Source organism: Pseudomonas psychrophila HA-4, assembly GCF_000282975.1.
Lineage (GTDB): Bacteria > Pseudomonadota > Gammaproteobacteria > Pseudomonadales > Pseudomonadaceae > Aquipseudomonas > Aquipseudomonas psychrophila_A.
Genome location: NZ_ALJC01000050.1, coordinates 70,831 through 91,066, shown reverse-complemented (window position 1 = coordinate 91,066; position 20,236 = coordinate 70,831). Strand labels below are relative to the sequence as shown.

Genomic DNA, 20,236 nt, shown 5'->3' with positions numbered 1-20,236 from the left:
CAGTGCATTCCGTCCGGCAAGCTTTTCATGCAATTGCCTAAAGCAGGCATAATGCGCGCCACGTGCAATAGCGCATTGCCTGCTCTGGATGAACCTTTGACCTTGCCTCCTGAACTTTCTGTCACAACGCCTGTGCGGCCTACGGCTTGCCCTGGGTTGCTGCGCATTGTGCAAGCGCTGGATGGCGGTATTTGTCGGATCAAACTGGACGGCGGTGTGATTACATCAACCCAAGCCCGTTCCGTGGCCGATGTTGCGCAGCGCTATGCCAGCGCAGTGATCGAGGCCACCAATCGTGGCAACCTGCAGATTCGTGGCGTAGGGCCGAATCATCGGGCATTGATTGAGCCGTTACTGGCGGCAGGCCTGGGGCCAGCGACTGCGGCAGGCGATGATGTGCGCAACCTGATGCTGAGCCCGAGTGCGGGCATCGACCCGCAGATGCAGATCGATACCCGTGATTTGGCGCGGCAAATACTCAGCAGTGTGCAAAGCGTTCCGCGTTTGGCTGAGTTGTCGGCGAAGTTCGCCGTGCAATTGGATGGCGGTGAGGCGCTGGCCATGCTGGAGCATCCGCACGATCTTTGGCTGTCGGCCTTTGACCATGCAGGTCAGGCATTTTTGGCGTTTGGCCTGGCGGGTTGTCCGGCTCATAACCGCGCGTTGGGTGCGGTGCCTGTCGCACAGGGGCATGAACTGGTGATGGCGGTTCTTACGCTGTTTCTGGATCTGGCCCGCCCCGAACACACCCGTATGCGGCACCTGCTGGGTGAAGTACCCGTCGAACGTTTTATTGAACAGTTGGCAGAGCGCCTGAGTGTGCCGCTGATGGCTTTACCCCAATGGCGGCGCAACGTGCCAGCCACTGCGATGCACATTGGTACGTATCCACAGCATAAGTCGGGCCGTGTGTACATTGGTGCAGTCCCGGCATTGGGGCGACTTGATGCCGCCACACTGGTTGGCTTGGCGCAGCTTGCCGATACGTTCGCCAGTGGCGTTGTGCGGTTTACGCCTTGGCAGAGTGTGTTGTTGCCCGATGTGCGACTTGAAGATGCGCCGCTTGTGACGCGGCAGTTGCAGGCGCTGGGATTGTTCTGTGATGTTCGCGAACCGCTGGCGCGATTGATTGCCTGTACCGGCGCCAGTGCTTGCGCCAAAGGGTTGGCAGATACCAAACAGGATGCGCGCCAACTGGCGACTCTTTTGTCACAACCACACACGATTCACCTGACGGGCTGCCAGCGTTCCTGCGCGGCAGCCCATGTGGCGCCGGTCACCTTGCTGGCCGTGGCGCCCGGTCATTACGACCTTTATTTACGCGCACCAGAACACGCCGGTTTCGGTGTTCTGCGCGAACGCAATCTTACTATTGAAGCGGCGGGTGCTTGGCTTGAAGCCCGCCAACGGAGCAACACCGATGATTGATTACATCCGCGACGGTCAAGAGATCTATCGCAATTCGTTCGCCATTATTCGTGCCGAGGCCAACCTTGAGCACATTCCGGCGGACCTTGAAAAACTGGCCGTTCGGGTGATTCATGCATGCGGCATGGTAGATGCCGTCCAAGACCTGTGCTTCTCGCCAGGTGCTGGCAAGGCCGGGCGCGATGCGCTGGCCGCTGGCGCGCCGATTCTGTGCGATGCACGCATGGTGCTCGAAGGTGTGACGCGCACGCGTTTGCCCGCCAACAATCAGGTGATCTGCACACTCAAGGAAGACGGCGTTGCCGAGTTGGCGCGCGAGGTGGGCAATACCCGTTCGGCAGTCGCTCTTGAACTGTGGCGTCCGTACCTGGAAGGCAGCGTGGTGGTGATCGGCAATGCGCCGACCGCGCTGTTTTACCTGCTAGAAATGATCGATGCCGGCGCACCAAAACCTGCGCTGATTCTCGGCTTTCCGGTGGGATTTGTCGGTGCCGCAGAATCCAAGGCCATGCTCGCAGCAGACAGCCGTGGCATACCGTTCGTGGTGATGCAGGGCCGTCGTGGCGGCAGTGCGATGGCCGCTGCTGCGGTCAACGCCTTGGCGACGGAGATCGAATAATGGCGCAACCAGGACGTTTGATCGGGCTGGGTGTAGGCCCCGGCGATCCAGAGTTGATCACCGTAAAAGCCTTGCGCCTGTTGCGTGAGTCGCCGGTGGTGGCGTACTTCGTGGCTAAAGGCAAAAAAGGTAACGCGTTCGGCATCATCGAAGCCCATCTGCAAGACGCCCAAAGCCTCATGCCGCTGGTGTACCCGGTGACCACAGAAGTGCTGCCAGCACCGTTGTCGTATGAGCAAATCATCAGCGACTTTTACGATCAAGCCGCTGACGATGTCGCTGAGCACCTGCAAGCTGGGCGTGACGTTGCGGTGATCTGTGAGGGCGACCCGTTTTTCTACGGCTCCTACATGTACCTGCACGACCGCTTGGCACAGCGTTTTGAGGCGCAGGTGGTGCCGGGCGTGTGTTCAATGCTGGGTGGCGCTTCGGTGTTGGGCGTGCCGCTGGTGTATCGCAATCAAAGTCTGAGTGTGCTGTCGGGCGTGTTGCCCCACGACGAACTCAAGCGCCGCCTGGCCGATGCCGATGCGGCGGTGATCATGAAGCTGGGACGCAACTTCCATAAAGTCCGTGAAGTGCTGGACGAATTAGGCTTGGCCGAGCGTGCGCTGTACGTTGAGCGCGCGACCATGAGCAATCAGAAAATCGTCCCGCTCAATGAAGTGGAGCCGATGTCTTCGCCTTACTTCTCGCTGATTATCGTGCCCGGTGAACGGTGGCAAGGATGAGTCGCTCAGCTCCGGCCATTGTGATCCTGGGCAATGGCAGCCTGAACACGGCGCGGCGTATCCAGCAGTGCTACCCCCAGGCGAAGATTCACGGTCTGACCGAGCGTGTTGACGGCGCAGACCTGACGTACAGCGATTTTGGTGCCACAGTCCGTCAGTTGTATCAGCACGACACGCCGATTATTGTGCTCTGCGCGGCGGGCATTGTGATTCGCACGCTGGCGCCGTTATTGCTGGAAAAGGGCGCCGAGCCGCCAGTGCTGGCGGTGGCGGAAGATGCCAGCGCAGTGGTTCCGCTGCTCGGTGGTTTGGGCGGGGTGAATGACATGGCGCGGGAAATCGCTGCCTGCTTGAGCATCGAACCGGCCATCACCACCAGCGGCGAATTGCGTTTTGGCACCTGCTTGCTCAACCCGCCTGCGGGCTATGCCTTGGGCGACCTAGAGCTGGGCAAACGTTTCGTGTCGGATTTGTTGGCTGGTGAGTCAGTGCGTATCGAAGGCGATGCGCCGTGGCTGGCCAAGGCGCAATTGCCGGAAGACCAGCAAGCGCGTTTGGCCATTCACGTGAGCAGTGCTGCGCGTGAGCCTGCGGTTGACGAACTGCTGATCTACCCGCGTAACGTGCTGCTAAGGGTCGCCTACGAGGTCTCGGCGCATGCTATGCGTGACGCGTTGCAGGAGGCGAAACTGGCCTGGCAATCGCTGGCTTGCGTGGTCGCAGATGACAGCTTGCTGGCCAGTGCTGGGCTGCGTGACGCGGCCCGTGAACTGGGTGTGCCACTGCGTTTTGTCAGCGCGGATGCCCCTGAAGTATCTGCTGTGTGGCGTCAGCTCAGCAACGGCTTAACGCTAGGCGTAGCCGCCGCTCCCGTAGACCCGCAGCAGATTGGCCGCCCACGTGGCCGCCTGGCAGTGATCGGGCTTGGTCCGGGCGCAGCTGACTTGATGGCGCCAGCCGTCAAAGCTGAACTGGCCAAAGCCAATGATGTATTGGGTTATGAAACCTACGTACGCATGGCCGGGCCGTTCCGTACCGATCAAGTGCTGCACTGCACGGACAACCGCGAAGAAATGCAGCGCGCACGGCATGCCTTCGAACTGGCGGTCCAAGGGCGTTCAGTGGTGGTGGTGTCGTCCGGCGACCCCGGTGTTTTTGCTATGGCGGCGGCCGTGCTTGAGGCGTTGCACGCGTCCACGGACCCGCTATGGCATAGCGTTGATCTGGAAATGCTGCCGGGGATTTCTGCTTCGCTGGCCACAGCGGCTCAGGCCGGTGCGCCGTTGGGGCATGACTTCTGCGTGATGTCGCTGTCCGACAACCTCAAACCCTGGAGCATCATCGAAAAGCGCCTGGATCTTGCTTCAGAGGCTGATCTGGCCCTGGCGTTCTACAATCCAATTTCCCGCTCGCGCCCTTGGCAACTGGGCCGAGCGCTGGAAATCGTCGCTCGTCATCGTGCACCGCATACGCCTGTGGTACTCGGGCGCGACATTGGTCGTCCGGGCCAGACCTTGCGCACCACTACCTTAGGCGAGGTGACGCCGGATCAAGTCGATATGCGCACGATGGTGTTGATCGGCTCGTCTACGACCTGCTCCTTTCCCCGTGCTGAAGGGGGGGATTGGGTATATACGCCACGCTGGTATGGTGAAAAGCCCTAACGACGCTTATAAGCACTGAACACAATGGCCCTGATGGGCCATTGTTGTTTGTGTTGTGGCAGTTAACAAAGCGCTTGTGAAATATAAAAAATTCAAGTGGGAAGTTTCAGGTGCGTGCCTTAGTTGCAGTGTCTGAATTAAACGTTTCGTGTGTGCGTACAAGGGTTGTTGTTTTAATTGTTAGAGCGGAAGGCAGTATTTAGGCCTTAGTAACATTTGGTATGGGCTTGTGTTTTGCATTGTTGTGGTGAGGAGGCTAAGTTTTATTTGCCCGGCAAGGAAAGTCCGGTTATTAAATTAAATGGAGTGTGTTGCTATGGAATTCGTTAAAAATCAGTTGCCAACCGATGAAGAAACACATCTTTTTTTTAAGGCTCTACCTGTTGTTCCTCAACCTCGATTTGCAAAACTAAGAGCTGAACCGTTGGTGCCTGAAACTACGGGTGAAGACGCTTTTATCGGGGCCAAGTCTCCTATTGTTGTTGCCTTTGCGGATGGTGTATCTCTCGAAAATCGCAAGGCAGTTATGTACAGCGTACAATTTGCAGAGAAATATTCGGATACAGTAGCGTCTCGTAAATATGAGCCTATAAAGTGGTATATGGCCTATGGGGTGGCCATAAATAACTGCGGTTGGTTTACCCCCAGTTTTATCTTTACTGATCACGATACGTCGAAAATAAATGTCACGATGGACAGCCTTGTACTGGATATTATTGCGCAGGTTGCGGGTATCAATGCAGCGGCGTTCTTGCCGTTGCTGAGCAAGGTGTTTGATACGATAAAAAAAGATAATGCACTCATTACACTGTTTGACAACAATAGTAAGGGCGATAACGTAGGTAGTTTTCAGCTAGTGCCATGCTTGGAATCCAAGGAGGGTATTCCCGTTGCTGTCTTTGCCGGCTTGGAGTGTGCGTTCAAGTCTGTAGAAGGTGGAGCATGGTTCTGGAAATGGAAAAGTTCAAACCTGAAAGTGCAAAAGGCATCGTCGATGATTAATATGAACTACGACAGTTACAAACGTGTCGAGCCTATGATTCTCGACTGGTTAGGTCAAGAGCAAGATGATTTCTTTAAATCGTTAAAAAAGCCCTAAGATAATTAATCTATACGGGGTTGACGATTATTTCAGGTCGATTGGGTTTTAATAATACTTATGTTGGCAGCGTTCGTTGAGCGCTGCTTCATATCAGGTGCGCTATGAAGGGAAGCCATAAGTGATGCGTGACTATGAAATGAAGGTTGTATCAGGTCAGTTAGTTCTATTGCATAAAACGTTAACCGATCAGATTAAAAAAGATGTTTTGAATAGCCAGTTATATGCGCAGTTATACGCCAGTGTTAAGGCTGATAAGTTTTCTGAAACAATAGCGTGGGACGCGCGGCTGACTCGCGCGAGAGCAGAGTTGAAATGGTCTGCACCTTTTACACTGGCTAGACGCCCGCAGCCTGCTGACAAAGCAAATATCAATGCGACCACGCTGATCATGGAGCAGTTTGCCCATGCTCCACATTTTGATCCATCTTCGATGGAGGAGGCGATTAGGAGTGGGTTGAACGCGTTGGCTAGCTCGCTAAATGCACAGAAAGTTTTTTTTGATTCGGTGCTGCGGGTGACGAAGTCTGATTCATCGTTGAAGACCGCTGAGCGTTCAGAGGTTCTTATGTACGTTAGCGTGGTCAACCCTGAAGCCCACATGATTGATGTTCAGGTCGGCTTTTCCGTGCATCAGTTATTGGACGAACATTTATTCGATCAATGGTTCGCAGGTAAGTTTGTTATCGGGTCAATGTTGTTATCAGTCTCGGAATTTGAACTGGATACGTCAGCGTTCAGCGACATGAGAGGCAGCGTCTTGGCCGGTCTTGACGGGGCTGAGGCGACCCTGATTGTGGATCTCGATTTGCCGCCGCCTTTAGTTGGTACTCTCCCTTAGACGTTTGAGTGCATTGGCAGCAAAAGCCATAGGATGGCATCAGCACAAGGAGTGCAACATGAGTCTTATAAATTGTTCTTTCAGTAACCAAGAATCTCCCTGCTTTCGGCCAAAACAGCCGGTACTCGGGAGAGCAATCCCATGAGTAGTCGAGCAATCATTGCAGGCGGCAGTGTTGTGTCGTTTGTAGACGGCATTGTGGATCAAGATCAAACCGACATCATGAACAGTATTGGTTATGCACAGCTCATGGCCGATCGGTACTGTGATCGTGTGACTCAACTGACCGATTGGTTTGAGGTTTTCACCAACGTATTGATGGATGTAGGGTGGGAAGTGGATGAGGAGATCATGGACGCCGATGTGGTGGTCCAAAATGCCTATGACAGCCTGGAAGAGGCTGCGCTGCTCAACCTGCAGGGGCTGAAACAAGCGTCGCTGAAAAAAGGGATAAGGGAATCAATTGAGGCGTTGCGGCTTGATTCCATCGCTCAACAGATCTTTGAGGGGCATAGTCGCTCCGGCAACATTGCTTATTATCAGTTTGTGCCTTGTGAGCCTCGTAAGGAATTAGGCAATTACATATATGTGAGTGGGTTACGAGTCACATCCCGTAGGAATGTAAAAAATATATTGTTCAATGGTCGAGTCCTTCGTGAAACCGATGTTCTCGACACGCAATTAATATGGGCCGGTTTTTATCTGAAGCGAGAACATTACGACAGTCACCGGGCTAATACAGTGAAGGAGCTGGCCTCTGTTCGAGAAAATTTTTTTAGGAAGCTGAAGCACTGAGCTAACTCGATTCGTTCCTGGAGCGGGAGTGGCACAGACCGCTCAAGGCACTAAATAGCCTTTTATCCCGGTAAAGATAATCTGTGCCGCCAAGGCGCACACGAATAGCCCCATTAGGCGACTAACAATTTGTAAGCCTTGATCGCCCAGAATGCGCTCGATTCTGTTGGACAGATAAAGCACCAGACCCACCGTCAGGCTGGCCATGATAATGCTCATAATCGCCATAAGCTTATCGTCCCAGTGGGGCTGGCTGATGCCCATGACCAACAGCGCACCAATGGTGCCGGGGCCAACAGTAAGCGGGATCGTCAACGGCACGATGGTGACGTCTTGCTGAACATTGTCGCTCTGCACCGCAGACTTGCCTTGGGCCATGCCCAGTGCCGAGATGAACAACACACTGCCGGCGCCAATGCGAAATGCATCTACTGTGATGCCAAAGACGCTAAAAATTACCCGTCCAAACAAGTACAGCAATACGCTTGAAATCAGTGTGGCCAGCGCCACTTTCCAAGCCAGGCGGCGCCGTTCCTTGTTTGAATAGCCGCGGGTCAGGCTGATAAAACAGGACAGAACGAAGAACGGGCTGTAGAGCACCAGCATCTTCAAATACACACTGAACAAAACATGCAGCATGGTCTGGGCTCACATCGCAGTAGGGGGCGCCGAAAGTCTATCAGGGGTTTTGCGGTCTGTCGGTACGGCCAAGCAAGGTAGTTAGGACGGTTGAGCCTGGGATTGACGCAGCTCACGTTGAGCAACCCAAAATTCGACCAGTTCGCGCAGTTGCGACAGTTCGACAGGCTTGGCCATGTGGCCGTCCATACCCGATTGGCGCGCACGTTCTTTGTGTTCGGCCAGAATGTGCGCGGTTAACGCTACCACTGGTGTGCGTACGCGCTGATGGCTGACTTCCCAGGCGCGCAATTGTTCGGTGGCTGAAAAACCATCCAACACCGGCATTTCACAATCCATGAGCACCAGGTCGTAGCGCTGGGTTTTCATGGCTTGCAGGGCTTCGGCACCGTTACTGGCCGTGTCGGGGTGCAAGTTGAGTTTGCTCAACATGCCGCGAATGACCTTGGTCGAGATGTTGTTGTCTTCGGCCACTAGAATGCGGAAGTTGCTGGGCACGGTAATTGGTGCAGCAGGGCCATTGCCCAAGGTATGTGCCACTGCATTCCCGTTGTTGCGTTGGGTCAGTTCGTCAGCCAAGGTGGTTTTCAGGGTGTAGCCGGCCACGGGTTTGGCCAGAATGCGCTTGATACCGCAATTGCGTGCAATGATCTTGCTCGGCGCGTTGCTGATGCCCGTGAGCATCACCAGTAGGATGTCGTGATTGAGACTTGGATCTTCTTTGATTTTGGCGGCCAGCTGCATGCCAGTCATGCCGGGCATGTTCTGGTCCAGCAAGACAATGTCGAAGTAATCACGCAGGTGCGCCTTGGTGCGCAGTAGGGCGAGTGCTTCTTTACCGGAGGCGGCGGCGCTGACATTCAACCCCCAAGCCGAACATTGCTGCACCAAGACTTTACGGCAGGTGTCGTTGTCATCGACGACCAGCACTCGGGCGCCTTTGAGCGGGCCGTCCAGATCTGAGGTCGGGTGCTCAAGAAGTTGCGGGTCTAGCGGCAGGGTCAGCCAGAAATTGGTGCCTTTGGTTTGCCCGGTCTTGATCCCGAACTCACCGCCCATCAAGGTGATCAGTTGGCGAGCAATCACCAGCCCCAAATGGCCGCCCAGGCGGGTGGCCGCGAGAAAGTTTTTGCTGTGCAGTTCAGCGTTTAACAGTGCGTCGCGCTCCTCATCGTTCATAGGCTGCCCCGAGTCCTGAACGGCAATACGTAGGCGTGGCGGGTCACTGCGTTCTTCTAGGGCGACCACGATCAGGATTTCGCCCTCGTCGGTCTTCTTCAGCGCGCTTTCGAGCAGGCTCAGCAAGGTTTGGCGCAAGCGTGTGGGGTCGCCGCTGATTACGCGTGGCACTTGCGGTTGGATAAAACTGATGAGTTCGACGTTTTGCTGTTCAGCCTTGGTGCGGAAGATGCTCAGGCAGTCATCAATGAGCGCGTTAAGGTCGAACTGCACATCGTCGAGTTCGATCTGCCCGGACTCCAGTTTGGAGATGTCGAGGATTTCGTTAATCAGTGTCAGCAGTTCGTTGCCCGCACTGTGGATGGTCTGCACGTAATCGCGTTGCTTAACAGATAACGGCGTACCGAGCAGCAATTCCGTCATGCCCAATACGCCGTTCATTGGCGTTCTAATCTCATGACTGATCTTGGCCAGAAACTCGGCTTTGGCATTCACTTCGGCATTACTGGCGGCTAGGTCGCAGCTGATGCTGAATTCGTCTTCCTTGATGCTCCGGGTACGCTCGCTCAAAGCGACGCTCATTAGCAAACCGCTGACACACACCACGCTCATCAGGGCCAGTACCAGCTCTTGCGGGGCAATCAGGGTCAAGCCCAGCAGAGACGGCAGAATCACGAGCGTGCCGGTATTGAATATCACCATCGCTACAACAAATAGGCGGGCCGGTCGGTAGCCTTGTTGCCAGTGGTAAACCCCCACCAGCAGGATGCTAAGGCTTGCCAGCCCGACCAGTGCGTAAGTAATCAGGTTAAGCGGGAGGCTGTCGAAGAACAGCAGCAACAGGCCGCAAATGCCGATGATAAGAATGTCGATCAGCAGCAGTTTGTGCAGCGGGTGCGGGCCTCGCGTGGAGAAAAAGCTGTAGGCGAACATCAGTCCGCAAGGCGCAGTCAGTACAAGCGCCAGATATGCGCCCGGGGTTTGCACGCTGTGCCACTCGGGAACCCAAGGCCCCAGCAAGTTTAAAAACAGCGCGGAGCTTGTCAGTAGCAAGGTTTCGCAGAGGGCAAGCCACAGGCTGCTGACCATGCGCGATAAGCTAAAGCGCATCAGGTTGTGCAGCACCAGCATCGCCAAGCAGCCGAGCAACAGCCCATAGAGCAAGGGCATGCCTTGGTCGGCAGCGAGCATGACGGCGGTACTGAGGGTAATGTGCGGGCGCAACTGGTGCTCAGACACCATGCGCAGATAAATATCCAGAGGCTGAGTGGCCTGAGGCAAGGGCAGCAGGTAGTCGCTGCTCGATAGCGGCTTCTCGGATTGAGGCAGGGTATTGCCGGTGGTCACTTCGGAAATCAGCCCATGGTCGTCTAGGGCATACAAATCCAGACGTGCCAGATCGGGGGCGAAGACTCGCAGGATCTGCTCATGTTTATCGGGCTGTAACCGGAATCGTACCCACAGCGCTTCGCCGGGCTCGGCGGGCACCATCTGCTCAAGTTCGATGGGCGTAAATTGGTTGTTGAATCGGGCTGAGCGTATATCGCTCAGTTGCAGGTCGCCTTGAGGGTCTGAAAGCACAGACCAATTACCGCCTGGTGCAGCGTAGGCAGGTGTCAGGCAGAGCAGAGTCGTCAGCAGAGTGACGGTGATTCCTATGGCGATCCTAAGCCAGCGCACGGTGAGATCCCTTCGTAGTTTGAAGCCAGAGGCGGTAACTATGCGCGGCGCTGGAATAGTTAGGCAAGGGCGATCCGCCCCTGCCTATCCATATGGGTTGCTTATTCCTGAGACTCACCGCGTTCGCGTGCAATGGCTCGGTAGCCAATATCATTGCGATAGAAACAGCCATCCCATTCGATGGCTTTGGCCAGTGCATAGGCCTGCTTTTGTGCCGCTTCAACGGTGTCGCCCATTGCCGTTGCACACAGTACGCGACCACCTGCGGTCACGACTTCGCCAGCGGCATTCAGTGCGGTACCTGCGTGGAACACTTTGCCTTGCAGTTGTGCTGCGGCGTCCAGTCCTTGGATGACAGCGCCTTTAGCGTAGTCGCCAGGGTAGCCGCCTGCTGCCAAAACAATCCCCAGGCTTGGACGTGGGTCCCATTGCGCTTCAACCTTGTCCAGCGCCTGAGCCAGCGCTGCCTCAACCAGCAATACCAGGCTCGACTGCAGACGCAGCATTACCGGTTGGGTTTCAGGGTCGCCGAAGCGGCAGTTGAACTCGATCACTTTAGGGTTGCCAGCTTTGTCGATCATCAGGCCTGCATACAGGAAACCGGTGTAGACGTTGCCTTCTTCGGCCATGCCGCGCACGGTTGGCCAGATCACCAGGTCCATCACGCGCTGGTGAACGTCGGCAGTGACCACAGGAGCGGGGGAGTAAGCACCCATGCCGCCTGTATTCGGGCCGGTGTCAGCGTCGCCGACGCGTTTGTGGTCCTGGCTGGTAGCCATTGGCAGTACGTTCTTGCCGTCGACCATGACGATGAAGCTGGCTTCTTCGCCGTCGAGGAACTCCTCGATCACTACGCGTGAACCGGCCTCGCCAAATGCATTGCCCGCGAGCATGTCACGCACGGCGTCTTCCGCTTCCGTCAGGGTCATGGCGACGATCACGCCTTTACCGGCTGCCAGGCCGTCAGCCTTGATCACGATCGGCGCGCCGACCTTTTGCAGGTAAGCCAGGGCCGGTTCGATCTCAGTGAAGTTCTGATAATCGGCGGTTGGGATCTTGTGACGTGCCAGGAAATCCTTGGTGAACGCTTTCGAGCCTTCCAACTGCGCGGCGCCAGCGGTTGGGCCGAAGCAGTCCAGGCCGCGTGCGCGGAACAGATCAACCACACCAGCAACCAGTGGGACTTCCGGGCCAACGATAGTCAGCGAAACGTTCTTCTCGGCAAAATCAGCCAATTGCTCAAGGGCCAGCACGTCGATAGCGACGTTCTCGCACTTGGCTTCAATGGCGGTACCAGCGTTGCCTGGGGCAACAAAAACTTTAGTGACACGCGGGTCCTGAGCTACTTTCCAGGCCAGTGCGTGTTCACGGCCACCGCTGCCAATGATGAGGACGTTCAAGTCAGACTCCTTCGGAGAAGTTATAAGCTGCAAGCTGCAAGTAAAAGCAAATGTGTGGTGCTCTTACTGACCCTTGAAGCTCTAAATTATTGAGGCTGCAAGTGCCAGGAAAAGCGACACATATCCGCTCCAACTTGCCGCTTGCAGCTAAACGCTTGCCGCTTTGTCTTAATGACGGAAATGACGCATGCCGGTGAACACCATGGCAATGCCTGCTTCATCGGCGGCGGCAATCACTTCGTTGTCGCGCATCGAACCACCAGGCTGGATCACCGCGGTGATACCGGCCTTGGCGGCGTTGTCGATGCCGTCACGGAACGGGAAGAACGCGTCCGATGCCATCACGGCACCCTGTACCTGCAAGCCTGCGTGTTCTGCTTTGATCGCGGCAATGCGAGCCGAGTTTACGCGGCTCATCTGGCCTGCACCGACACCGATGGTCTGACGGCCTTTGGCGTAGACGATGGCGTTGGACTTCACGTACTTGGCCACTTTCCAGGCGAAGATCAGGTCGTTGATCTCTTGTTCGGTCGGTGCGCGTTGGGTCACTACTTTGAGGTCTTCGCTGCCGATCATCTGGATGTCACGGCTCTGCACGAGCAGGCCGCCATTGACGCGTTTGAAGTCCCAGGCCGGTGCACGGTCTGCGCTCCACTCGCCGCAAGCCAGCAGGCGCACGTTGGCTTTGGCGGCCACGATGGCGCGCGCTTCTTCGCTGACGGACGGGGCGATGATCACTTCAACGAATTGACGCTCAACGATGGCCTTGGCGGTTTCAGCGTCCAGCTCACGGTTGAAGGCGATGATGCCGCCGAAAGCCGATTCGGTGTCAGTGGCGTAGGCCAGTTCGTAAGCCTGGCGGATGCCGCCTTCGGCGTCCGGGCTAACGGCCACGCCGCACGGGTTGGCGTGCTTGACGATCACGCAAGCCGGCTTAACGAAGCTCTTCACGCATTCCAGCGCGGCGTCGGTGTCGGCCACGTTGTTGAAGGACAGCTCTTTACCTTGCAATTGGGTCGCGGTAGCGATGCCAACTTCGGCAGGCTTGGCTTCAACGTAGAACGCTGCGCTTTGATGCGGGTTCTCGCCGTAACGCATTTCCTGCGCTTTGATGAACTGGCTGTTGAAGGTGCGCGGGAATTGGCTGCGACCTTCAGTGCTCAGGGTTTCAGCCGCCTGGTTAACGGTGCCCATGTAGTTGGCAATCATGCCGTCGTAGGCGGCGGTGTGTTCAAACGCCTTGAGCATCAGGTCGAAACGTTGTGCGTAGGTCAGGCCGCCAGCCTTGAGGCTTTCTAGGACGTTGGCGTAATCACCGGCATTGACCACGATGGCCACGTCTTTGTGGTTTTTGGCAGCGGAGCGGACCATTGTCGGGCCGCCGATATCGATGTTTTCGATAGCAGTCGGCAGGTCGCAGCCTGGCTTGTTGATGGTGGCTTCAAACGGGTAGAGGTTAACGGCTACCAAGTCGATCGGCTTGATGCCGTGCTCGTTCATGATGTCGTCGTCAATGCCGCGACGGCCAAGGATGCCGCCGTGGATTTTCGGGTGCAGGGTTTTCACCCGGCCGTCCATCATTTCCGCGAAGCCTGTGTAGTCCGCGACTTCCACTGCGGACACGCCGTTGTCTTGCAGCAGCTTGAACGTACCGCCAGTGGACAGAATCTCGACGCCGAGGGCTTCCAGTTCACGGGCGAAATCAAGGATTCCGGTTTTATCGGAAACGCTGATTAGAGCGCGGCGGATCGGCAGGCGGGTAGTCTGATCGGTCATCTTGATTTCCATCAAAAGCAAAGGAGTCAGCAAAAAAGGCGGCCTGTTTTATCAGGACGCCTTTCAGGTTTGATTGAATGCTTACAGCAGATCGTACTGTTTGAGTTTTTTGCGCAAGGTGCCGCGATTGAGTCCTAGCATCTCGGAGGCTTTGGTCTGGTTGCCCTTGACGTAGTTCATAACGCACTCGAGCAGAGGGGCCTCGACTTCGGAAAGCACCAGGTTGTACACGTCCGTGACTTCAGCGCCCTCCAGGTGGGCGAAATAGTTGTGCAGCGCCTTTTCGACACTCCCGCGAAGGGTCTGACCTTCTTCGCTTGGCGTATTAAGGTGCTGTTTCAAATTGACGTTGTCGCTCACGGGCGTTGTTCCACTCACTAATGTCTCGGTCATCATCGTCATGCGGCCACCCATCCTTCGTCCCCTGTTGCCAGGCTCTTGTGTCGTTCGGCGAAAAACGCCTGAACGTTGGCGCATTGTGCTTCCGTATCTTCTAAACGATTGAAGTGGGCGCGGAACTCCTTGGCGCCCGGCAAGGTTGCGAGATACCAACCGACATGCTTGCGGGCAATACGTACCCCCAATACCTCCCCATAGAAGGTGTGCAGTGCGGCCAGATGCTCTAGCAGAATACGTTCCACTTCGCTCATCTCCGGTGCCGGCAACAGCTGGCCGGTACGCAGAAAATGATCAACTTCGCGGAAAATCCAGGGCCGCCCTTGAGCCGCCCTGCCTATTAACAGCCCATCAGCGCCGGTGGCGTTGAGCACATGCCGGGCCTTGTGGGGTGAATCGATGTCGCCGTTGGCAAACACCGGGATCGACACCGCCTGCTTGATCGCGGCGATGGTGTCGTACTCGGCGTCCCCGGTGTACAAGTCGGCACGGGTTCTACCGTGAACCGCTAACGCTTGAATCCCGGCCTGTTCGGCGATTTTTGCCACCGTGAGGCCGTTCTTGTTGTCCCGGTCCCAGCCGGTTCGGATCTTCAGGGTGACCGGCACATCAACCGCAGCCACAACGGCCTGCAGGATCTCGTTCACCAAGACTTCGTCTTTCAGCAACGCGGAGCCGGCGGCCTTGTTGCAGACCTTTTTTGCCGGGCAGCCCATGTTGATATCAATAATCTGTGCACCCAGTTCCACGTTGGCCCTGGCGGCATCTGCCAGCATCTGTGCATCGCCGCCGGCGATCTGTACCGAGCGGGGCTCGGGATCACCGTCGTGAATCATGCGCAGGCGCGATTTACGACTGTTCCAGAGACTCATGTCACTGGTCACCATTTCCGAAACGACCAGACCTGCGCCCATCCGCCGACAAAGCTGACGAAAGGGCTGGTCGGTGACACCCGCCATAGGGGCGAGAATCAAACCGTTGTGCAATGTATATGGGCCGATGCGTACCGCCGACATAGGACTTCCCTGTTGTGGGGCCGGATCTTGGGAGTTCGAAAAAGGGTTGGCATGATACCCGCTCTCGATGACTGGATAAAGACGAAATTGGATGATTTTTGAACAATTGGGGCTGAAAGCTAGCTTTCAGCCAGCTGCAAGCTTCGAGCTTCGAGCTGCAAGAAGAAGCAAATCTGCTCTTAGCTTCTAACTTGCGGCTTGCCGCTTATCGCTAAAAGCGCAGCGCGCTCATTCCGGGGAATGAAAACTCAGGCTGTAATTCACCGCTTTCGGGCCAGGGTCAAGGATGTCTAAAGCAATGTGAATAGGCGTCTGAGGCGGCATTTCAGTCTTGCCGGTCAGGTCGCCACTCAGGTATTCGCCGGGCTTGAAGCGACGACTGGCGATCATTTTTCCGTTCAGGTCGGCAAAACGCAGTTCAAGCAGCGGAAAGGGCTGAGAAAACGGGGCGCGGTTGTAGAGGATCGCATCCACCACCAGCGCTCCGGCGAACTCAGGGTGGCTACGTACCACCAGGTTGCTGCTTTTAATGCGATCTATGTCGACCTTAGTGGGCACCGTGCAGCCAATTTGCGGGCACAGTTGCTGAAACAGTGGGCGATATTGGTCTTGGCGGGCCAGTTCGTCGAAGTGATTGGCAATGTATTGCCCGGCCAGTGCTGCAGCGGCCAGCAGCACCAATAACATCCAGAACAGACGCTTGCCCCACGGCGTGCGACGTTTTTGCCAGTCCAGGTGTAAAGGGTCGTCTACCAGATCCTGCAACATGTCCTCACGCACGCCCGGCTCGCTGCGTTTGTGTGTGTGTTTGACCAGCGATGGCGGGGCCAGTGGCTCATCGTCATCGTTGTCATCAATGGCCGACAGGTGTTCGACGCGACCCCCAAGCTCATCGTGATCCTCTTTGGATAACTTGAGCGGTGGTGTGTCATCGGGCTCGTCGAGGTCCAGGGACAGAGACGGTTCAGTGCGCCCTGTGTCAGCAGGCTCGATGTCTTGCTCGATGGCTTTTTCTGCGGCCTTGGCGGCGAGGGCCGACGTCTCGGCGCGTTCTGCCGCCGAGTCGCTGAAAAGGCTGTCAGACCACTGGCCTTCTTCTGCGTCGACCGTGTCACGACGTGCGCTCAGGGCGCTGTCTCTGCTCTTGTGCGGCTGGCCAAAACTTTTGCTGGGCTGAATTTCCAGCTCTTCAAGCTTGGCCAGTTCTTTGTCCAGATCCAGATGTTCGAGGTCCAGTTCGGCCGCTTCCCAGTGCGCAGGCTTGACTGCCTTGGGCACGACTGGCGGCTCGATTACCTCGGGCTCTGCCGCAAGTGGCGTCACAGTTGTGGGCAACTGCTCTTTTTCAGTGCCTTTATTCAGCAGTTGCTGTGCGGCATTGAACACTTGCAGGCAGGCACCACAGCGCACCACTCCGCGAGCCATGCTCAATTGAGAGTGGCTGACACGGAAGCTGGTTTGGCAATGTGGGCACTGTGTTACGAAGCTATCGCTCATGCGGCCATCCGGGTTAGGCAGGCGGTCATTCTAGCGCCGACGACCACTGATGCGCACCCAGCCATCGCGATTGGCAATGGGGTCCAGATCAAAGTCTTGAGCATAAGCTGCGGCGACATCTTCGCCTTGTTCGGCGAGGATGCCGGACAGTGCTAAACGGCCACCTGGCTTGACCAGGCTCGACAGTTGTGGTGCCAGCGAGACCAGCGGGCCGGCCAGAATGTTGGCAACCAGTACATCGGCCTGAACCTGAGGCAGGTCTTCTGGCAAGTACAGCGGGAACAGCTCGGGAGCGATGTGGTTGCGCCCGGCGTTATCGCGCGAAGCTTCCAGTGCTTGCACGTCGATATCGGTGCCGACCGCTTCTTTGGCGCCCAGCAGCAGCGCGGCGATGGCCAAAATGCCCGAGCCGCAGCCGAAGTCCAGCACGTTGCAGTCTTTGAGGTCCTGACCGTCCAGCCATTCGAGGCACAGCGCGGTGGTGGGGTGGGTGCCGGTGCCGAAGGCCAGGCCCGGATCGAGCAGCAGGTTGACGGCTTCAGGCTCAGGAGCGGCGTGCCAGCTTGGGACGATCCACAAGCGCTGGCCAAAACGCATCGGCTCGAAATTATCCATCCAGCTGCGTTCCCAGTCTTGGTCTTCGATGACTTCGGCGTGGTGCTCAGGCAGCGGCGAGCCGGTCAGCAGTTCTAGATGAGACAGCACGAGCTCAGCTTCGGTGTCGCCTTCGAACAGTGCCAGCAAATGGGTGTGCGACCACAGCGGGGTGGTGTTGAGTTCTGGCTCGAAGATCGGTTGGTCTTCGGCATCCATAAACGTGACAGAAACGGCGCCGACTTCGAGGAACGCGTCTTCGTAGGTTTCGGCTTGTTCTGGGCTGATGGCGAGGCGTACTTGCAGCCAAGGCATGGCGGGCACCTTTGAAAAATAAGAGTGTGCAGCCAGAAGGGCTGCGAGAAACGCGCCAGTTTACGCGAGCGTGGGCTTGGGTGGTATGCAAAAAGAGCGCAACTAGCCGTTGTGAGACGAAGGTGATGTCAGCTGTCGCATTGATGGGAAATCTCAAGGTAACAAAGCCCGTAGGAAGCTTAAAAGCCGACCTCAAATAGCACTGATTACCATTTGATAATAATTTTCAGGCCGCGTACTCTCGCCCCGTTTTCTGTCTGGATAAGGAGATCCATCGTCAGCCTAAGGAGTTGGACGTCATGTTTTGGCCCTGGAATTAGCACAACACTTGTTGCTGCGTCATTGGGGCCGCGGGGCTTCAACGGTATCTCACGCTTTATCGACTGCTAACCACAATAACTAACCAGAGCTCAGATCATGACTCGAAGCAAACTCCCTTTTCTGATGGCAGCGTTCAGTTCCTTGAGCCTCACGGCATGGGCCGAAGACGATACTTCACCCGGTGCACTGAACATGCAGGCCACTGTGGTTTCGGCCACGCGAACTGAAGCCACTATTGCGTCGATTCCGGGCTCGGTGCAGGTCATTGACGAGCAACAAATACGCGAGCAGAGCGGAGCGGGGCGTCGGGTATCCGACATTCTTGGTCAACTGGTGCCAGGTATTGCGCCGTCGTCCGGCGGGATGAGCAACTTCGGACAGACCCTGCGCGGGCGAAGCATCCTGGTGCTGATTGACGGCGTTTCGCAAAACTCCACGCGAGACAACTTTCGCCAACTCAATAGCATTTCGCCCTCCAGTATCGAACGCATTGAGGTGGTATCGGGGGCCAGTAGTGTTTATGGCGCCGGAGCTTCGGGCGGGATCATCAACATCATTACCAAGCGCAATCAGGGGCAGGACCTCGCTTTTAGTAGCCGTCTGGGGCTGACGACGGGCACAAACCTCAACTCCAAAGGTTTTGCCTACGAGCTTTTTCAAAGTGCCACCGGGCGTAAAGATGCGTTGGACTGGTATGTTTCGGCAGGTGGGGTGCAGCGTAACGATCTGTTCGATGGTGACGGCAAGCGCATACCCCAGGACACTTCGCAGGGCAGCAACATGGACACCGAAACCTATGACCTTCAAGGTCGTTTCGGTTATGAACTGGATGCCGACAAAAAGCTGAGCTTGTCTTTGCAGGACTACAAGGATCAGCAAGACACCGGCTACACCAAAGATCCGAGTAACAAGCAGCAGGCCGTGGCGATTAAAGGTTTAGTGCTGGATGACCAGCCATACACCCACACCCAGGCCGTCAATCTTAACTACAGCGACGCGGATTTCTATGGGCAAGGCTTGCAGATAGAAAGCTATTGGCGGCGTGCCGACGCGCTGTTCTTTCCTGATTTGGCACGCGGCAAGGCCGGAATTTCGAACAACAACAGCGTGCAGGATGTGTATGGCTTGCGGGCGGCCATCGACAGCGCGCTCCCGTCCATCGGCAAGGCGACCGGCAACCTGGTGTGGGGCGCTGACTATGACAATGAGCACTCCCGCCAACGTGGCGATCAGTACACCGCCAACGGTCTGGTTTACAGCAAAACAGGCGAAACGTTTGAGCTGGGCCCGGACATTAACACCACCACCAAAGCGCTGTTCGGGCAAATGTCTTGGGACATCGGCGACTGGACGCTACGGGGTGGTGTTCGCCGTGAATGGATCGAAAGCAAAGTCGCCGACAGCATTGCCTATGGCGAAATCGTGCAAACCGGCAAGCGTGCGGTCTTGCCCGGCGACACGCTTAACTATGGCGCCACGCTCTATAACCTTGGCGCGGTTTACCACCTGAGTGGCAATCAGGATGTGTTTGCCAACTTCAGCCAGGGCTTTTCACTGCCGGACCTCCAGCGTTTTATGCGTGACGTGCAGAGCAACTTCAATATCCAAAGCCTTAATGCCCAAGCCATCAAGGTCAACAGCTACGAGTTGGGATGGCGGGGTAACTGGGATCAGTGGCAAGCCGACACCACGGTCTATGAAAACACTTCAGATGTGACGCAGTTCTACGATGCCAACGATCGGGTATTACGCTTGATCAACCAGAAGGAACGCGTGCGCGGCATCGAGAACAATTTGATCTGGCGCATGACCGACAGATGGTCGCTGGGCGGCACCTATGCTTGGGCTAAAGGTGAAACCCGGCAAAACGGCAAATGGATCGACTTGCCGGCGACCCGCGTATCGCCTGCTAAAACCACGGTGTTTGTCGGCTATAAAGAAGACGCCTACGACCTGCGCCTGCAGGCCATGCGACTTGCCAGCTACGACGCGGCGGCCAAAGACAACAATGGTCGCGAGATCAACGGCTACACCCTGGTCGACCTGTTGGGTTCGGTCGAGTTGCCGCGGGGGCGACTGGAAGGTGGCATTTACAACCTGAGCAATCGAACCTACGAAAACGCCTTCGCCCAAGCCAATGCCCGCGCACCTTATGCCAATGCACAAGGCCGGACGCTGGGCGCCAGTTATTCGATTGATTGGTAAGCCAGGGCCAAAATCAGCTTTACAGTCGGGAGGTCTACAGC

16 protein-coding genes are annotated in these 20,236 nt (G+C 56.3%); 8 read left to right on the top strand and 8 right to left on the bottom strand.

What is annotated here, in order from left to right:
* The first annotated feature begins 51 nt into the window (after nt 1–51).
* The 7 genes from cobG (at nt 52) to B347_RS0106015 (ending at nt 7,177) form a co-directional block, all read left to right on the top strand.
* Nucleotides 52–1,428, top strand: a complete 1,377-nt coding sequence (gene cobG, locus B347_RS0106045) for a precorrin-3B synthase (RefSeq protein WP_019408807.1) — start codon at nt 52–54, stop codon at nt 1,426–1,428.
* Nucleotides 1,421–2,047 (top strand): precorrin-8X methylmutase, encoded by a 627-nt coding sequence (locus B347_RS0106040; protein WP_019408806.1) that lies wholly within the window; start codon nt 1,421–1,423, stop codon nt 2,045–2,047. Before cobG ends, B347_RS0106040 begins: the two co-directional genes overlap by 8 nt.
* On the top strand, nt 2,047–2,778 hold the full coding sequence (locus tag B347_RS0106035) for a precorrin-2 C(20)-methyltransferase (RefSeq protein WP_019408805.1): 732 nt from the start codon (nt 2,047–2,049) through the stop codon (nt 2,776–2,778). Before B347_RS0106040 ends, B347_RS0106035 begins: the two co-directional genes overlap by 1 nt.
* Nucleotides 2,775–4,442, top strand: coding sequence for a precorrin-3B C(17)-methyltransferase (cobJ, locus tag B347_RS0106030; RefSeq protein WP_019408804.1), 1,668 nt, complete (start codon nt 2,775–2,777; stop codon nt 4,440–4,442). Before B347_RS0106035 ends, cobJ begins: the two co-directional genes overlap by 4 nt.
* Nucleotides 4,443–4,758: 316 nt before the next feature.
* Nucleotides 4,759–5,541 (top strand): hypothetical protein, encoded by a 783-nt coding sequence (locus B347_RS0106025; protein WP_019408803.1) that lies wholly within the window; start codon nt 4,759–4,761, stop codon nt 5,539–5,541.
* 124 nt (nt 5,542–5,665) lie between these two features.
* Nucleotides 5,666–6,382: a hypothetical protein gene (locus B347_RS0106020; RefSeq protein WP_019408802.1), complete on the top strand. Its 717-nt coding sequence runs from the start codon at nt 5,666–5,668 to the stop codon at nt 6,380–6,382.
* Between the two features lie 141 nt (nt 6,383–6,523).
* Nucleotides 6,524–7,177 (top strand): hypothetical protein, encoded by a 654-nt coding sequence (locus B347_RS0106015; RefSeq protein ID WP_019408801.1) that lies wholly within the window; start codon nt 6,524–6,526, stop codon nt 7,175–7,177.
* A gap of 42 nt (nt 7,178–7,219) precedes the next feature.
* Here B347_RS0106015 and B347_RS0106010 read toward each other — a convergent pair whose 3' ends face one another.
* The 8 genes from B347_RS0106010 to prmA form a co-directional block, all read right to left on the bottom strand.
* Nucleotides 7,220–7,816: a MarC family protein gene (locus B347_RS0106010; protein ID WP_019408800.1), complete on the bottom strand. Its 597-nt coding sequence runs from the start codon at nt 7,814–7,816 to the stop codon at nt 7,220–7,222.
* An 81-nt stretch (nt 7,817–7,897) separates the two neighbouring features.
* Nucleotides 7,898–10,675 carry a hybrid sensor histidine kinase/response regulator gene (locus B347_RS0106005; RefSeq protein ID WP_026014012.1) on the bottom strand — a complete coding sequence of 926 codons (2,778 nt, stop codon included), beginning with the start codon at nt 10,673–10,675 and terminating at the stop codon, nt 7,898–7,900.
* A gap of 101 nt (nt 10,676–10,776) precedes the next feature.
* Nucleotides 10,777–12,075, bottom strand: coding sequence for a phosphoribosylamine--glycine ligase (gene purD, locus B347_RS0106000; RefSeq protein ID WP_019408798.1), 1,299 nt, complete (start codon nt 12,073–12,075; stop codon nt 10,777–10,779).
* A 168-nt stretch (nt 12,076–12,243) separates the two neighbouring features.
* The gene (gene purH, locus B347_RS0105995) at nt 12,244–13,851 is read right to left on the bottom strand and encodes a bifunctional phosphoribosylaminoimidazolecarboxamide formyltransferase/IMP cyclohydrolase (protein ID WP_019408797.1); all 1,608 of its coding nucleotides are present in this window, start codon (nt 13,849–13,851) and stop codon (nt 12,244–12,246) included.
* A gap of 81 nt (nt 13,852–13,932) precedes the next feature.
* Nucleotides 13,933–14,253: a DNA-binding transcriptional regulator Fis gene (fis, locus tag B347_RS0105990; RefSeq protein WP_019408796.1), complete on the bottom strand. Its 321-nt coding sequence runs from the start codon at nt 14,251–14,253 to the stop codon at nt 13,933–13,935.
* On the bottom strand, nt 14,250–15,263 hold the full coding sequence (gene dusB / locus B347_RS0105985) for a tRNA dihydrouridine synthase DusB (protein WP_019408795.1): 1,014 nt from the start codon (nt 15,261–15,263) through the stop codon (nt 14,250–14,252). Before dusB ends, fis begins: the two co-directional genes overlap by 4 nt.
* A gap of 228 nt (nt 15,264–15,491) precedes the next feature.
* Complete coding sequence (locus B347_RS0105980) at nt 15,492–16,760, bottom strand: DUF3426 domain-containing protein (protein WP_026014011.1); 1,269 nt, start codon at nt 16,758–16,760, stop codon at nt 15,492–15,494.
* A 30-nt stretch (nt 16,761–16,790) separates the two neighbouring features.
* Entirely contained in the window at nt 16,791–17,669 is an 879-nt protein-coding gene (gene prmA / locus B347_RS0105975) for a 50S ribosomal protein L11 methyltransferase (protein ID WP_019408793.1), read from the bottom strand.
* Between the two features lie 417 nt (nt 17,670–18,086).
* Between prmA and B347_RS0105970 the strand changes: the two genes are divergently transcribed.
* Nucleotides 18,087–20,195 (top strand): TonB-dependent receptor, encoded by a 2,109-nt coding sequence (locus B347_RS0105970; RefSeq protein ID WP_019408792.1) that lies wholly within the window; start codon nt 18,087–18,089, stop codon nt 20,193–20,195.
* Nucleotides 20,196–20,236 lie beyond the last annotated feature (41 nt).

Coding starts and splice junctions, on each gene's coding strand:
- B347_RS0106035 (WP_019408805.1), top strand. CDS start 2,047: ATGGCGCAACCAGGACGTTTGATCGGGCTGGGTGTAGGCCCCGGCGAT.
- dusB (WP_019408795.1), bottom strand. CDS start 15,263: ATGTCGGCGGTACGCATCGGCCCATATACATTGCACAACGGTTTGATT.
- cobJ (WP_019408804.1), top strand. CDS start 2,775: ATGAGTCGCTCAGCTCCGGCCATTGTGATCCTGGGCAATGGCAGCCTG.
- B347_RS0105970 (WP_019408792.1), top strand. CDS start 18,087: ATGACTCGAAGCAAACTCCCTTTTCTGATGGCAGCGTTCAGTTCCTTG.
- B347_RS0106015 (WP_019408801.1), top strand. CDS start 6,524: ATGAGTAGTCGAGCAATCATTGCAGGCGGCAGTGTTGTGTCGTTTGTA.
- prmA (WP_019408793.1), bottom strand. CDS start 17,669: ATGCCTTGGCTGCAAGTACGCCTCGCCATCAGCCCAGAACAAGCCGAA.
- B347_RS0105980 (WP_026014011.1), bottom strand. CDS start 16,760: ATGAGCGATAGCTTCGTAACACAGTGCCCACATTGCCAAACCAGCTTC.
- B347_RS0106040 (WP_019408806.1), top strand. CDS start 1,421: ATGATTGATTACATCCGCGACGGTCAAGAGATCTATCGCAATTCGTTC.
- cobG (WP_019408807.1), top strand. CDS start 52: ATGCGCGCCACGTGCAATAGCGCATTGCCTGCTCTGGATGAACCTTTG.
- B347_RS0106010 (WP_019408800.1), bottom strand. CDS start 7,816: ATGCTGCATGTTTTGTTCAGTGTGTATTTGAAGATGCTGGTGCTCTAC.
- B347_RS0106020 (WP_019408802.1), top strand. CDS start 5,666: ATGCGTGACTATGAAATGAAGGTTGTATCAGGTCAGTTAGTTCTATTG.
- fis (WP_019408796.1), bottom strand. CDS start 14,253: ATGACGATGATGACCGAGACATTAGTGAGTGGAACAACGCCCGTGAGC.
- B347_RS0106025 (WP_019408803.1), top strand. CDS start 4,759: ATGGAATTCGTTAAAAATCAGTTGCCAACCGATGAAGAAACACATCTT.
- purH (WP_019408797.1), bottom strand. CDS start 13,851: ATGACCGATCAGACTACCCGCCTGCCGATCCGCCGCGCTCTAATCAGC.